Origin of the sequence: Corynebacterium sp. HMSC068H04, from assembly GCF_001811255.1 — a bacterium.
Lineage (GTDB): Bacteria > Actinomycetota > Actinomycetes > Mycobacteriales > Mycobacteriaceae > Corynebacterium > Corynebacterium hesseae.
Window position 1 is genome coordinate 1 of sequence record NZ_KV804002.1, and the last position, 818, is coordinate 818.

The window sequence follows — 818 nt, forward strand, 5'->3', positions numbered from 1 at the left end:
ATAGCCAAACCAGGCGTGCGCATCACCTACCGCACGCAAGGCCCTAACACCCTTTCCATTACCGATGACGCCACCACGATTGCCAACATGCGCGGCGTCTTAGAATCCACCAACACCACCGACCTGCTTCAAGCCGCCAACGACATCTTCTTCAACAAAGAAACAGGCGGTTCCAAACCCGCGGTGCGCACCCAAGTCATCGTCACCCTGAACGAGTTGGACCAGATCATTAACGGCGACGGGGACGAAATAGAGCTCAACTTGACTAACGGTGGGCGCATGACCGGGGCGGAATTCCTCACCCACAAGTTTGCCGAAATAGGCTATGCCACCATCGTGCACCCTATTGAAGGACCCATCGACACCTGGCGGCTAGAGCGTGGAGCAAACTTCAAACAGCGCCTCACCCTGCACGCTGAATTCCACACGTGTGCAAGACCAGGCTGTAATAAGCCCGCTGATTACTGCCAGGTCCATCACCTCATCCCCTGGCAGGCAGGCGGCTACACCAACATCAAGAACCTGACCTTCCTGTGCGCCTACCACAACGGTATTAACGATGATGACCCGCAAAGGCCTACCGGACGCGGCTACATGTACCGGCTCAACACCGGGGTCAGCTTCATCCCACCCTGGGGCACACCAATCACCGCAATGCCCGAATACCAAGAAGCAGTAGCCAGACTCGCCGCCGAACAAGCAGGACAACCACCAGAGGAACCACCCGACTGCAGCTAACACCCACAACCACCACACGCAGCAACAGCAGAAAGGACACCGCCAGCCACCGATCCCGCCAACCCAAAGATGGTTGACGG

General features: G+C 57.5%; 1 protein-coding gene. It reads left to right on the forward strand.

What is annotated here, in order from left to right:
- Window positions 1-738, forward strand: a 738-nt coding sequence (locus tag HMPREF2792_RS07685) for an HNH endonuclease signature motif containing protein (protein WP_198530311.1), incomplete at its 5' end; no start/stop codon positions are given.
- Between the last annotated feature and the right edge of the window lie 80 nt (window positions 739-818).